The 12,838-nt window shown below is 71.8% G+C and carries 12 protein-coding genes and 1 riboswitch; of the genes, 4 read left to right on the top strand and 8 right to left on the bottom strand.

Annotated elements, in window-relative coordinates:
- Positions 1–21 precede the first annotated feature (21 nt).
- Both ACZ56V_RS26205 and ACZ56V_RS26200 read right to left on the bottom strand, forming a co-directional pair.
- The gene (locus ACZ56V_RS26205; protein WP_071528813.1) at positions 22–78 is read right to left on the bottom strand and encodes a trp operon leader peptide; all 57 of its coding nucleotides are present in this window, start codon (positions 76–78) and stop codon (positions 22–24) included.
- Between the two features lie 45 nt (positions 79–123).
- Entirely contained in the window at positions 124–2,952 is a 2,829-nt protein-coding gene (locus ACZ56V_RS26200) for an N-acetylmuramoyl-L-alanine amidase (protein ID WP_468945623.1), read from the bottom strand.
- Positions 2,953–3,114: 162 nt separating this feature from the next.
- On the opposite strand from ACZ56V_RS26200, the gene ACZ56V_RS26195 reads away from it, so the two are divergent.
- Together ACZ56V_RS26195 and ACZ56V_RS26190 are read left to right on the top strand one after the other, a co-directional pair.
- Entirely contained in the window at positions 3,115–4,467 is a 1,353-nt protein-coding gene (locus ACZ56V_RS26195) for a class II 3-deoxy-7-phosphoheptulonate synthase (protein ID WP_398912796.1), read from the top strand.
- Between the two features lie 165 nt (positions 4,468–4,632).
- Entirely contained in the window at positions 4,633–4,866 is a 234-nt protein-coding gene (locus ACZ56V_RS26190; RefSeq protein WP_030869393.1) for a (2Fe-2S)-binding protein, read from the top strand.
- A 13-nt stretch (positions 4,867–4,879) separates the two neighbouring features.
- Here ACZ56V_RS26190 and bfr read toward each other — a convergent pair whose 3' ends face one another.
- Positions 4,880–5,383 carry a bacterioferritin gene (gene bfr / locus ACZ56V_RS26185; RefSeq protein ID WP_007448529.1) on the bottom strand — a complete coding sequence of 168 codons (504 nt, stop codon included), beginning with the start codon at positions 5,381–5,383 and terminating at the stop codon, positions 4,880–4,882.
- A gap of 192 nt (positions 5,384–5,575) precedes the next feature.
- Here bfr and ACZ56V_RS26180 point away from each other — a divergent pair, with 192 nt between their 5' ends.
- Positions 5,576–6,223, top strand: coding sequence for a sulfite oxidase-like oxidoreductase (locus ACZ56V_RS26180; RefSeq protein ID WP_356371030.1), 648 nt, complete (start codon positions 5,576–5,578; stop codon positions 6,221–6,223).
- A 22-nt stretch (positions 6,224–6,245) separates the two neighbouring features.
- Here the strand turns inward: ACZ56V_RS26180 and ACZ56V_RS26175 are convergent, their stop codons facing one another.
- Positions 6,246–7,133, bottom strand: coding sequence for a deoxyribonuclease IV (locus ACZ56V_RS26175; protein WP_398912793.1), 888 nt, complete (start codon positions 7,131–7,133; stop codon positions 6,246–6,248).
- Here ACZ56V_RS26175 and ACZ56V_RS26170 point away from each other — a divergent pair.
- Complete coding sequence (locus ACZ56V_RS26170; RefSeq protein WP_468945619.1) at positions 7,115–7,708, top strand: CU044_2847 family protein; 594 nt, start codon at positions 7,115–7,117, stop codon at positions 7,706–7,708. The genes ACZ56V_RS26175 and ACZ56V_RS26170 overlap by 19 nt on opposite strands.
- 649 nt (positions 7,709–8,357) lie before the next feature.
- Here ACZ56V_RS26170 and pknB read toward each other — a convergent pair.
- The 4 genes from pknB to thiO all read right to left on the bottom strand — a co-directional run bounded on the left by pknB (position 8,358) and on the right by thiO (position 12,679).
- The gene (pknB, locus tag ACZ56V_RS26165) at positions 8,358–10,331 is read right to left on the bottom strand and encodes a Stk1 family PASTA domain-containing Ser/Thr kinase (protein WP_468945616.1); all 1,974 of its coding nucleotides are present in this window, start codon (positions 10,329–10,331) and stop codon (positions 8,358–8,360) included.
- Between the two features lie 160 nt (positions 10,332–10,491).
- Complete coding sequence (locus ACZ56V_RS26160) at positions 10,492–11,286, bottom strand: thiazole synthase (protein WP_398912788.1); 795 nt, start codon at positions 11,284–11,286, stop codon at positions 10,492–10,494.
- A 2-nt stretch (positions 11,287–11,288) separates the two neighbouring features.
- Entirely contained in the window at positions 11,289–11,489 is a 201-nt protein-coding gene (gene thiS, locus ACZ56V_RS26155) for a sulfur carrier protein ThiS (RefSeq protein ID WP_052841451.1), read from the bottom strand.
- Positions 11,486–12,679, bottom strand: coding sequence for a glycine oxidase ThiO (gene thiO, locus ACZ56V_RS26150; RefSeq protein WP_398912786.1), 1,194 nt, complete (start codon positions 12,677–12,679; stop codon positions 11,486–11,488). The genes thiS and thiO overlap by 4 nt, the downstream gene beginning before the upstream one ends.
- A riboswitch (TPP riboswitch) is annotated at positions 12,677–12,788 on the bottom strand. Its footprint overlaps the gene before it by 3 nt.
- Positions 12,789–12,838 lie beyond the last annotated feature (50 nt).

Raw genomic sequence — 12,838 nt, 5'->3', positions numbered from 1 at the left:
GCGGAGTGTTGCGTCGCGCAGTCAGTGGGCCGCCGGATGAGCGGTCCACCACCAGTTCTGGGTCGAGTGCGCGAACATGCCGCCGACCCTAGCGCATCCGCGCCGGGGTCGACGGCGATCGCCTCAGATGATCATGCCGTAGGTGTTCCAGCCGCCGCCGACCTTGGCGCGGGCCTTGAACGGCGCCGAGGCGCTGCCGGTGCCCTGGTAGAACCAGAGCACGCCGTCCTTGTCGCGGGCGATCAGGTCCGGCACTCCGTCGCGGTTCAGGTCGCTCGGACCGTTCAGCACGTCGTAGGCGGACCAGCCGCCGCCGACCCTGCTGCGGCCCTCGAAAGGCGACGCGGCGTTGCCGGTGCCCTTGTAGAGCCACAGGACACCGCTCTTGTCGCGGGCGATCAGGTCCGCCTTGCCGTCCCCCGAGAGGTCGCCGGTGTCGGTCAGCGCGTTGTAGGCGGACCAGCCGCCGCCGATCCTGGACTTGGTCTCGAACGGCGCGGAGGTGTTGCCGGTGCCCTTGTAGAGCCACAGGACACCGCTCTTGTCGCGGGCGATCAGGTCCGCCTTGCCGTCACCCGAGAGGTCCCGGGCGCCGGTGATCGTGTCGTAGACGGACCAGCCGCCGCCGACCCGGGCGCGGGCCGCGAGGGGCTCCGTCAGGTCGCCGCTGCCCTTGTAGTACCAGAGCACGCCGCTCTTGTCGCGGGCCACCACGTCACCGGTGCCGTCGGCGCGCAGCGCGGTCATCGTCGTCACCGCGTTGTAGGTGTTCCAGCCGCCGCCGACGCGGAAGCGGCCGTAGAACGGCGAGGACGCGCTGCCGGTGCCCTGGTACTGCCACAGCACGCCCGACGCGTCCCGGCCGAGGACGTCGTACCGGTCGGTGCCCGGGTCGGGCGCGGTGCCCTTGACCAGCTGGACGTCGGCCGTGCGGACGTAGCCGATGCGGTGGTTGAAGCGGATCGGGTAGTACGTGGTGCTGCCCACGACCACCGTGCGCGAGGCCTCGCCCGAACCGTCGATGTTGCCGCTGTTGTAGTACGAGCCCTTCATGGCGCCACCGGCCAGCGCGTACTTCTGCCCGGCCAGGACGCCGTACTTGGTCAGCGACTCGTTGTTCTTGCTCTGGACCGGCACTCCGGTCCCCGTGTACGCGCTGTCCTCGGGGTAGGCGCGCCCGTACACCGGGACCGAACTCGACCCGGCCTTGGGCGTGACCACGTCCGGGGTGCCGACGGGGGCGGCGAACTGGCCGCCCCGGTTGGAGAACCAGGCCTTCTTGCCGCCGTACCAGATGGCCGTCCAGTCCTGCCGTGCCTCGGCGACCACGAACTCGCCGCCGGCCAGGACCTTGTTGCCCCAGTTCCAGCCCTCGGTCCAGGTCTGGCTGCCCAGGTACGGGTCGGTGAGGGTGGCCGAGGAGGTGGACGGCGAGGAGTACAGGTAGGTGAAGTTCGCCGGCTGCGCGGGGACCGAGGAGCCGCTGTTGGTGATCTTCGGCTGGTTGGCCGTGGTGAACGGCGGGACGACGCGGATCACCTGGCCGGCCTTGTACGGGCCGCCCGGTCCCTCGGCGCCGGTGGGGGCGCCCAGCAGGTCCATGTAGTGGTTCCAGTCCCAGAACGGGCCCGGGTCCCAGTGCTGGGACTTCACGTTGCCGTCCAGGACGCCCGGGACCTCGTCGTGGCCGAGGATGTGCTCACGGTCCAGCGGGATGTCGTACTTGCCGGCCAGGTACTTCACCAGCGCGGCCGAGGACTCGTACTGCGGCTCGGTGTACCAGCTGCCGTCCTTGATCGCGTAACCCTCGTGCTCGATGCCGATCGAGTGCATGTTGAGGGTCTTGTTGGCCGCGTGCCACGCCTCGTTCTTGTTCTCGACCAGCTGGGTGACCAGACCGTCGGAGGCGCGGATCAGGTAGTGGGCGCTGGCGTACGACAGGGAGTTCTGGAAGACGCCCAGGGCGCTGCTGTAGCTGCCCTCGGTGTCGTGAATCACGATCGAGGTGATCTCGTGGCCGGCCGTGGGGCGGCTGGCGATGTTGTAGTTGCCCCAGTCGTCGATGGCGCCGTTCTGCTTGTAGGCGGCGGGGCGGAAGTCGCAGTTCAGGCCGGACGGGCACTCGGGGGCCGGGGCGGCGGAGGCCGCGGCCAGCTCCAGGTCCGTCGTCTTCCTCGGCTTCACCGCCGGGTCGGCCGGCAGGCTGAGCGACTGGCCGTCGGCGGTGACGCGCTGCTCACCGGTCTTGATCGAATCGAACACGCGCTGCGCGAAGAGCTGCGCGCCCTTGGTGTCCGGGGCCTGGCTGGCGCGGGCCACCGCCGGGTACCAGGCGCCGGGGTCCGAGGGCAGCGAACCGGTGGCGTCCTTCTGGTACTTGGCCAGCAGCGCGGCGCCCGCCCGGATGCTCTCGCCGGTGTCGCTCTGCACCTTCTCGGCCGACGTGTCGATGAGGCCGGCCGCCTCGTCCAGGGTGTGCAGCCGCGGGTCGTCGGTGTCGACGGGCTTCTCGTCGAGGCTCTTGAGCGCCTTGTCGGCGTCGAAGTGCCTCTCGACGACCGGGTCGCCGCTGCGGTTCATGTGCTCGAGCCGGTGCTCGCGCTCCTCGGCGGCGCCGTCGTTCTCCAGGCTGTCCGCGTCGACGTCCGTGAGGCCCATCACGTTGTAGGCGCCGGTGGTGCTCGGCAGCCCGTCGTGGTCCTCCCAGCGCGTCTGCCGGTAGGAGACCGCCATCAGTACGCTCTGCGGGACGTCGAACTCCTCGGCGGCCTGCTCGAACTCGCTCTGCAGCCGGGCCCCCGGGGCGACGGCGGCCTGGGCCTGGTCCGAGCCGAGCAGACCCGGTGAGGCCAGGGCCAGGCCGCCGGCCGTGGCGGCGACGGCCACCGCCGAGGCGACGCCGTAGACGAGCAGTCTCTTCTTCTTGCGGTCCCTGCGGTGCTCCGCGCTCAAAACCCCACCCCGATATGCGCTCGATATGAATTTGAGTTGCCCGCGATTCGATTTCGAAGGCGCGTGAGACTACCAATGCGGCTACGGCGGCCCGCACCGGGGTCCCGTCTCACCTGTCGAGCCACGCGAAAACCGCGTGACGCGACCCCGTAGTGTTGAGGGGTGACCGTGAACGCTAAGACCAGCCCGAGCGCTGGCAACACCTGGCGAGACCTGCCCGCGGCGCAGCAGCCCGAGTACCCCGACCTTGAGGCTCTGCGCGCAGTGATCGCGGACCTCGAGTCGTATCCGCCGCTCGTCTTCGCGGGCGAGTGCGACCAGCTGCGCGCCCGGATGGCGGCCGTCGCCAAGGGAGAGGCGTTCCTCCTCCAGGGCGGCGACTGCGCCGAGGCCTTCGACGCGGTGTCCGCGGACCACATCCGCAACAAGCTGAAGACCCTCCTCCAGATGGGCGCCGTCCTCACCTACGCCGCCTCCGTGCCCGTGGTGAAGGTCGGCCGGATCGCCGGCCAGTACTCCAAGCCGCGCTCCAAGCCGACCGAGACCCGCGACGGCGTGACCCTGCCGACCTACCGCGGCGACTCCGTCAACGGCTTCGAGTTCACCGAAGAGGCCCGGATCCCGGACCCCGAGCGGCTCAAGCGCATGTACCACGCCTCGGCGTCCACGCTGAACCTGGTGCGCGCCTTCACCACCGGCGGCTACGCCGACCTCCGGCAGGTGCACGCCTGGAACCAGGACTTCGTGAAGTCCTCCCCCTCAGGCCAGCGCTACGAGCAGCTCGCCCGGGAGATCGACAACGCGCTGAACTTCATGCGGGCCTGCGGGACGGACCCGGCCGAGTTCCAGACCGTGGAGTTCTTCTCCTCGCACGAGGCGCTGCTGCTGGACTACGAGTCGGCCCTCACCCGCGTCGACTCGCGCACCGGCCGGCTGTACGACGTCTCCGGGCACATGGTGTGGATCGGCGAGCGCACCCGGCAGCTGGACCACGCGCACATCGAGTTCGCCTCGCAGATCCGCAACCCGATCGGCATCAAGCTCGGCCCCTCCACCACGGCCGAGGAGGCGCTGCAGTACATCGAGCGCCTGGACCCCGAGCGCGAGCCCGGCCGGCTGACCTTCATCGTCCGGATGGGCGCGGACAAGATCCGCGACAAGCTCCCGGAGCTGGTGGAGAAGGTCACCGCGTCCGGCGCCACCGTCGCCTGGATCACCGACCCGATGCACGGCAACACCTACGAGGCGGCCTCCGGTCACAAGACCCGCCGCTTCGACGACGTGCTCGACGAGGTCAAGGGCTTCTTCGAGGTGCACAAGTCGCTCGGCACCCACCCGGGCGGCATCCACGTCGAGCTGACCGGCGACGACGTCACCGAGTGCGTGGGCGGCGGCGACGAGATCTTCGTCGACGACCTGCACCAGCGCTACGAGACGGCCTGCGACCCGAGGCTGAACCGCAGCCAGTCGCTCGACCTGGCGTTCCTGGTGGCGGAGATGTACCGGGACCAGTGACGGTCCGCCTCTCGACGGGCGGGTGAAATGGGGCGCGGGTCACACGGGATCCGCGCCCCTCCCACTTTTGCCGGCCTGGTGCGGTGGGTAAGGTTAGGTTTGCCTCACCGATCAGTCGGGCCCCCCGGTCGTCGGTACGGCACGACCTTGTACCCCGCCCGGGAGGTGAACCGCGTGTTCGTCTGCAGCTGCTTCGGTGTCACCGAGGAACAGGTGAAGAGCCACGCGGAGGCCGGCGCGTGCACGCCCCGGCAGATCGCCTCCGCCTGCAAGGCGGGCACCGACTGCGGCGGCTGCGTGCGGCGCATCCAGGCCCTGCTCGGGCGCGGCGCCTGCCCCCGCCGGCAGCTGGCCGACCAGGGCGCCCCGGTCCTCGCCGAGCTTCCCGAGGCGGCCTGAGGTCCGTGTCCGGTCAGAGCGAGCCCGGTCCGGACGGGTCCGGCTGGGTCTGCTCGATCACCGTCGACAGGTAGAGCGACTCGCCCAGCTTCTCGATCAGGTCGAGCTGGGTCTCCAGGTAGTCGATGTGGTGCTCCTCGTCGGCGAGGATCGCCTCGAAGACGTTGGCCGACGTGATGTCGTGCTTGGCCCGCATCACCTCGATGCCCCGGCGCAGCCGGTCGATCGCCTCCAGCTCGATCTCCCGGTCGGCCTGGAACATCTCGGTCACGCTCTGGCCGACCCGCACGTGGAAGAGCCGCTGGTAGTTCGGCAGGCCGTCCAGGAGCAGGATGCGGTCGGTGAGCACCTCGGCGTGGCGCATCTCATCGAAGGACTCCGCGCGCGTGTACTTCGCGAGCTTGGTCCAGCCCTTGTGGTCCTGCAGCTTCGCGTGCAGGAAGTACTGGTTGATCGCCGTGAGCTCGGCGGTCAGCTGCTCATTGAGGAACTCGATGACTTCCGGGTCGCCCTGCATCGCTTGAGGCTCCTTCGAACGGGAACAGGCGTGTTGCGCGGCATGATTGCACCGGCGTCGAAGATCGTCCAGTAAGTGTTGACTTAGTAAGTAAGTACAGGCTTAGTCGGCTTGGTCGCCCTTTGGTGCTGTTTGCCCGAATGTAAGTGAGGTGCGTCAGGGGCATCGGTCCGGGTCTGTCAGGATGGAGGCATGGGTCAGCCGGTGGAAGACGGATCGGGAGAAGACGGTTCGCGGGGGGCGTCGCGGTTCGAGCTCCCACCCGGGCAGCGGCTGCAGCGCGGCTGGCCCGTCACGCACTACGGACCGGTCCCCAAGTTCCGCCCCGAGCGCTGGGAGTTCCGGGTCTTCGGCGCCACCACCGACGACGAGAAGCACGGCTGGACCCACGACGAGTTCACCGCCCTGCCCTACACCACGGTCGTCGCCGACCTGCACTGCGTCACGAAGTTCAGCATGCTCGGCGCCGAGTGGGGCGGCGTCCCGGCCGCCACGATCCTTCGGCTCGCCCCGCCCGCGCCCGACGTCACCCATGTGATGGTGTGGGCCGAGTACGGATTCAGCTCCAACCTCCGGCTGTCCGACTTCGCCGCCGAGCGCACCCTCTTCGCCACCCACAAGGACGGCGAGCTGCTCACCGCCGAGCACGGCTTCCCGCTGCGGCTGGTCGTCCCGCACCTGTACGCCTGGAAGGGCCCGAAGTGGGTGCGCGGCATCGAGTACATGACCGCCGACCGGCGCGGCTTCTGGGAGGAGCGCGGCTACCACAACATCGGCGACCCCTGGCGGGAGCAGCGCTACTCCTACCAGGAGGAGCCCGGGGACGGCCCCGAGCTGTGACCCCTCGGGGGCCGCTCGGCGCTCAGCCGTCGCGCAGCTTCTTCAGCCGCGCCACGTCCGCCGCGTGCCCCTCCTTGCCGCCCGGCGTCTCGATGACCAGCGGCACGCCCTCGGTCGCCGGGTGGGTCATCAGCGCGCGGAACGGGTCCTCGCCGATGTGACCGGCGCCGATGTTCTCGTGCCGGTCCTTGTGGGCTCCGGCCACGTCCTTGGAGTCGTTGGCGTGGATCAGCTTCAGCCGGCCCTCGCCGACGGTGTCCACCAGCAGGTCGAGGGTCTGGTGCATGCCGGACGGGCCGGTCAGGTCGTGTCCCGCCGCGAAGATGTGGCAGGTGTCCAGGCACACGCCCAGTTTCGGGTGGGCGTCCAGCGCCTCGAAGTACGGCCCGAAGTCCCAGGTCCGCGCGCACAGGGAGGCGCCCTGGCCCGCCGTCGACTCCAGCAGCAGGTACGGGTCGTCCTCGTGGGTCAGCTCGTCGAGCAGCGGCAGCAGGTGCTCGCGGACCTGCTTCAGCGCCACCGACCTCTCCCGTCCGCCGGTCGCGCTCCCGGTGTGCACCACCACGCCGAGCGCCCCGATGGCCCGCCCGCGTCGCAGCGAGTGCCGCAGCGAGTGAACCGACCGCTCCACCGTCGCCTCGGTGTGCGAGCCGAAGTTGATCAGGTACGGGGCGTGCACGTACGCCGGGACCGAGCCGGCCGCGCAGGCCTCCCGGAAGGCCTCGTCCTGCTTCGGGTTGCCGGCCGGGGTGGCCCAGCCGCGCGGGTTGGCGACGAAGACCTGCACGGTCTCCGCCTTCAGCTCACGGGCGTAGGACAGGCCGACGGAGTGCAGCCCGCCGGCCACGGGGACGTGGCCGCCGACGGGGTTGCGCGGCAGGGGGGAGGAGGATGCGGATGCGGTGCTCATGTCCGCACCAAGGATGCCAGGACGTGTGGGCGGACCCCGGATCAGGGTACGACTGCACCAGCGCACCGGCGCTGCAGATCCTGGGAAGGGTGCACATGGGGGACGTCGTCAGCTTCGCGCTGCCGGACGGCGGCCGGGTCCTGGCCGAACCGGTCGACGAGGACGTCTACGGACTGCAGGAGATCTCGGTCAACGGGAGCACGGTCGTCCGGCGGGCCCAGGAGGGCCTCGGCGAGGCCCTCGACGGCATCCGGCGCATGGCCGCCGAGGCGCACACCCGCCTGACGTCCCTCGACGTCGCCCCGCAACGGCTGGAACTGGAGTTCGGGGTGAAGCTCAGCGGGGAGACCTCGTCGTCGAACGGGCCGTCGTCCGGGTCCGGCGGACCCGGCGCGGGCGGCGGCGCGGGACGGTCGCCGGACAGCGCCAGCGCCGCCCGTAACGGGGGCCAGTCGCGGGCCAGCCGCTCCAGCGGGATCATCCAGGTCACGCCCGCCTCGGGCGACTTGCCGCGGAGCACGGCGAGCCCGGCGACGCGGGACGTCACGGCGTCCCGGACGCCGCAGCCGCTGTAGCCGCGGGCCACCCGGCGGCCGGTGTCCGGTGCGTCGTTCAGCTGGATCAGCGCCGACTCCGGGCCGCCCCGCCCGGCCATCAGGCAGTCCGCCCTCACCCCGTGCGGCTGGCCCTGCGGATAGCCGTAGACCTGCATGGGCCGCTTCGCGGCGCAGCCGCCGGTGGACAGATGGGCGTGCGAGGTGGGGAACTGTCCGCCCGCCTGCCCCAGGTCGCCGTGCAGGGTGGGCACCGAGACGTCCTCGTGGTGGCTCCCGCCCGTGTAGCGGTGCCCGCCGCCCGGGGAGCCGGTCAGCTTCAGCCCGCTGCTGAGGGTCACCGTGACGGTGGCGTGCGGGTCGTCCTCCAGACGGCCGCCCATGGCCGACGTCACGACGTGGGCGCAGGCCAGCACGTGACGCGGCGGGACGATGACGCCGCCGCCGACCGGGTTCCCGGCCGGGCCGAGGATGCTCACCTGCCAGTCGTCGGTGACGGCCGTCCGTACGACCGGTTCCGCCGCCACGACGCCCTCCCGCCGTCCGCCACCGCAGGCCCCGACCGTCTGCGGAGCCGCCACAGTAGCGGTCCCCGCCGGGGGAAGCAGAGGGACAACAACCCTTTGCGCGCAGCCGGTTGACCAGGTGTTCGGCCTGTTCGGCCGCCGGGTCAGCGGATCGTGATGGTGACGGTCGAGCCCTCGGGAGCCGTGTCCCCGCCGTCCACGGACTGCTTCTTGACGGTGTCGCCGAACAGTCCGAGCAGACCGCGGTCCTCGTCCACCTCGAAGCCCGCGTCCCCGAGCTTCCGCTTGGCGTCGTCCACGCTGTCCCCGACCACGTCCGGGACCTCGATCATCCGGGGGCCCTTGGACACCGTGAGCGTCACCGTGTCCCCCTCGGCGGCCCGGCCGCCCGGCTTCGGCGTCTGCCGGGCCACCTGGCCGCTGTCGTACTCCGAGTTCACCCGCTCCTCGGCGACCTTCACCTTCAGACCGGCCTCCTCCAGCTCGGCCCGCGCCTCGTCCAGGCCGTCGCCGGTGACGTCCGGGACGTCGATCGGGCTGCCCTTGCTGACGACCAGGGCGACCGCGGAGCCCGCGCGCACCGTGGTGCCCGATCCGGGCTTGGTGGAGATCACGAAGCCCTTGGCCGCCTCGTCGCTGAACGCCCGGGTCACCATGCCCGGCTCCAGCCCCTCGTCCTCGAGCAGCGTCCGGGCCTTGTCCAGCTTGTAGCCCGCCACGTCCGGCAGCTTCACGGTGTCGGGGCCGTCGGAGACGGTGAGTGACACGGAGTCGTTCTTCCGGATGCGGTCGCCCACCCCCGGGTCGGTGCTGATGACCTTGCCGCGCTCCACGGTGTCGCTGTAGGCGTGCCGCACCTTGCCGACGTCGAGACCGGCGCCGTCCAGCCGGTCCCGGGCCTGTGCCTCGGTCTTGGACAGCAGCGGCGGCACCTTGGTGAACTGGCCGGAGTTGATGTACCAGATGCCCGTGCCGACCCCGAGCACCAGCAGGAAGGCCACGACGATCGTCAGTGGGCCGCGGCGCAGCCGGAGCCGCCGGGACGGGGCGGCGGGCGCCGGGGAAGCCGTGAGCCGGCTGGTGCGGTTGACCCCGCCCGCGCCGAAGCCGCCGTCCGAGGCGAAGCGAGCCTCCGTGCCGTCGGCCTCGTCGTCCTCGTTGACGGGCAGCGGCCGGGGCATCGTCAGCGCGCGCGGGATCACGCTCGTGCGGTCCTCGGCGTTGTCGTGCTCCGCGGCGAGCGCCTGCGGCGGCACGGCGTCCAGCTGGGCCGTGCTCAGCGCCTCACGGGCCTCGCGGGCCCGCGCGAGCAGCGCCACGGCGTCGTGCGGCCGGATCTCCGGGTTGCGCGCGGTGGCCGCGGCGACCAGCTCGTCCAGCTCGTACGCCAGCTCCGGCACGGCCGCCGACGGCGGCGGCACGTCCTCGTGGAGGTGCTTGTACAGCACCGCCGCGGCGGAGTCCCCGTCGTGCGGCTTGGCGCCGGTCAGCATCTCGTACAGCACGACACCGCACGCGTAGACGTCGACCCGGGGGTCGGCGGTGCCCTGCTCGATCTGCTCGGGCGCCAGATAGGAGACGGTGCCGAGGACGGCACCGGTGGTGCTGGTGACGGTGTCCACGGCGCGGACCAGGCCGAAATCAGCGACCTTGACCCGGCCGTCGTCGCCTATCAGCACGTTCTCCGGCTTCATGTCCCGGTGCACGAACCCCGCCCGGTGCGCGGCACCGAGCGCGGCGAGGACCGGCTCCAGGATGTCCAGCGCGGCCCGCGGCCTGAGCGCCCCGCGCTCGCGCAGCACGTCCCGCAGGGTGCAGCCCGCGATGTACTCCATCGCCAGGTAGACGTACGCCCCCTCGGCACCCTGGTCGAAGACCTGGACGACATTGGGGTGGTCGAGCCGGGCCACCGACTTGGCCTCGCGGATGAACCGCTCGACGAAGGTGGCGTCGGTCGCGAGCGCCGGGTGCATCACCTTCAGCGCGAGCACGCGGTCCAGGCGGGTGTCCACGGCCCGGTAGACCGTGGCCATCCCGCCGACCGCGATCCGCGCCTCGACGCGGTACCGGCCGTCGAGCACCTGCCCGACGAGAGGGTCCTGAAGGGTCGTGTCCACGCAGGTGAGTCTACGAGCCACCACGGACACCCCGCGTCGCCGACCAGAATCGGGTCGGGTCTGCAGCGGACCTGTGACGTACGCAACTGCGGGCAGTCGTGGCGCTGGGGCGGCACGGGTGGGCGATGGGGGTACCTCCCAGATCCGATCGCACCGGTGTCTAGAAGGCAGGCCGCTCCGGATCCAGCACCGCCAAGCCCTCCGCGGGAGACGACGCCTCGGCGAAATGCCGCCGCGGAATCCGCCCGGCCCGCCGAGCCAACCGCCCCGCCTCCACCGCGGAGCGCATCGCGGCAGCCATCAGCACCGGCTCCTGCGCCCGCGTCACCGCCGAGGCGAGCATCACACCCGCACACCCCAGCTCCATCGCCAGCGCCACGTCCGAGGCCGTACCGGCCCCCGCGTCCAGGATCACCGGCACGCGCGCGTGCTCCACGATCAGCTGGAAGTTGTGCGGGTTGCGGATCCCGAGCCCGGACCCGATCGGCGAGCCCAGCGGCATGATCGCCGCACAGCCGACGTCCTCCAGCTTCCGCGCGAGCACCGGGTCGTCGTTGGTGTACGGCAACACGGTGAACCCGTCGTCGACCAGCGTCTCCGCCGCGTCCAGCAGCTCGACCGGATCCGGCAGCAGCGTGCGCTCGTCGGCGATGACCTCCAGCTTGACCAGGTCCGTACCGAGCGCCTCGCGCGCCAGCCGCGCGGTGAGCACCGCCTCCCCGGCGGTGAAGCAGCCGGCCGTGTTCGGCAGCACCCGGATGCCGAGCCGCTCCAGCACGGACAGCACCGAGCCGTGCACCGAGGCGTCCACCCGCCGCATCGCGACGGTCGTCAGCTCCGTACCGGAGGCCGCCAGCGCGCGCTCCAGCACCTCCAGGCTGGGCGCCCCGCCGGTACCCATGATCAGGCGGGACGCGTACGTCGTGCCGCCGAGGACAAAGGGATCGTCGGCCATGGTCAGCCTCCTTGGACGGCGGTGAGGACCTCGACGCGGTCGCCCTCGGACAGCGCGGTGGCGGACCACCGCGCGCGCGGGACGACGGTCTCGTTCAGGGCGGCGGCCACCCCGGACGGCGCCCGGGTGAGCGTGCCCACCAGCGCGTCCAGGGCGGTGCCGGGAGCCACCTCGCGCGGCTCGCCGTTGACGGAGATGTTCATGCGGGCTGCTCCGAGAGTGCGGGGGCGGCGCTGAAGCGCCGGGGGCTGAAGGGGCGGGCCTCCTCCGGCAGCTCCCCGCCGGTCAGGGCGTCCGCCACGACGTCGCCGGTGACGGGGGTGAGCAGGACGCCGTTGCGGTAGTGACCGGTGGCCAGCAGCAGGCCGTCCAGCGCGGTCGGGCCGAGCAGCGGCGCGTTGTCCGGGGAGCAGGGGCGCAGACCCGCGCGGGTCTCCGTCAGGGGCAGCTCCGTGATGCCGGGGACCAGCTCGTGCGCGTCGCGCAGCAGCTCGTAGACGCCGCCCGCGGTGACCGTCGTGTCCCAGCCCAGCTCCTCGCTGGTGGCGCCGACGACCAGCTCACCGTTCTCCCGGGGCACCAGGTAGACGTGGTTGCCGCGCACCACGGCACGCACGGTCCGGTTCAGCAGCGGCCCCGGTGTCCGCGGCATGGTCAGCCGCAGCACCTGCCCCTTCACGGGCCGTACCGGCGGCAGTACGGCCTCCGGCACGCCCGTGAGCCGCCCGCTCAGGCTGCCCCCGGCCAGCACCACCCGCCCGGCCTCCAGCGCGGTGCCGTCGGCGGTGACGACGCCCGCGGCCCGGTCCCCGGGGCCGACGGTGAGCCGCTCGGCCCACGCCCGGTGGAAGACCACGCCCGCGTGTTCGCAGGCGGCCACCAGCGCGCGGGCGAGGCGGCGGGGGTCGATCTGGTGGTCGCCGTCCACCCGCAGGCCCCCGCGCACGCCCGGCGCGAGCATCGGCTCCAGACGTCGGCACTCGCGCCCCGACAGCCACTCGGACTCCAGGCCGGAGCGCTGCTGGAGCGCGTGCAGTTCGCGCAGGTGGGCACGGTCGTCGGCGTCCAGCGCGACGGCGAGCGTGCCGCAGCGGCGGTAACCGAGGTCGTGGCCGGTCAGCTCGGTCAGCTCGGCCGCGAACTCCGGGTAACGGCGGGCCGAGGCGAGGTTCAGCGCGAGCAGCGTCTCCTCGCCGTAGTGCAGCTCCGTGACGGCGGCCAGCATCCCGGCCGCCACCTGGGCCGCCCCGCCCCCCGGCTCGGGGTCCACGAGAGCCGTGACCAGCCCGCGCTGCGCGGCCCGCCAGGCGGTGACGAGCCCGATGATCCCGCCGCCGACGACGAGGACGTCGGGTGTACGAGACGTACGAGGCGTGTGCGGTGGAGACGACATGGGCGTCCAGCCCCTCCCTTCGCCGGCATGACCCGGATCAGGTTCGTACGGTCGGAGGCCGCCAGCCTCCCTCTCAGCCCGGTGCGTCCGGGCTCCCGCGAGTGCCTTACGTTGGCCACCCTAGCCCGCAGCGCATCGCACGTGTAAGGGAGCCTCCAC

Source organism: Streptomyces sp. NPDC034099 (genome assembly GCF_055575415.1).
Note: the sequence above shows the minus strand (reverse complement) of the source record. Positions and strands in the feature narration are given on the sequence as shown.